We start from the raw sequence: 241 nt of genomic DNA, 5'->3' as shown, positions 1-241 counted from the left end.
ACATCATGCGTCACGTCGAGATGGGCAAGTCGCGCATGCAGGCCACGCTCGAAGGGTCGAAGGAAATCGCCTTCACCATCGTGTCCATGACCATCTCGCTCGCCGCGGTGTTCATCCCGGTGCTGTTCATGGGCGGGGTGCTGGGCCGGCTGCTGCACGAGTTCGCCGTGACGATCATCGCCGCGATCCTGGTGTCTGGCTTCGTGTCGCTGTCGCTGACGCCGCTGCTGTGCAGCCGGAT

The 241-nt window shown here is 63.9% G+C and carries 1 protein-coding gene; it reads left to right on the top strand.

Features of this window, described 5'->3' with window-relative positions:
* A partial coding sequence (locus tag RYX56_RS24860; protein WP_317124454.1) for an efflux RND transporter permease subunit occupies nucleotides 1-241 on the top strand: 241 nt, incomplete at both ends.

It is taken from the genome of Alkalihalophilus lindianensis (assembly GCF_032843265.1).
In the GTDB taxonomy this organism is placed as follows: Bacteria; Bacillota; Bacilli; order Bacillales; family Bacillaceae_D; genus Alkalihalophilus; species Alkalihalophilus lindianensis.
This window is presented reverse-complemented; position numbering and strand designations above follow the sequence as displayed.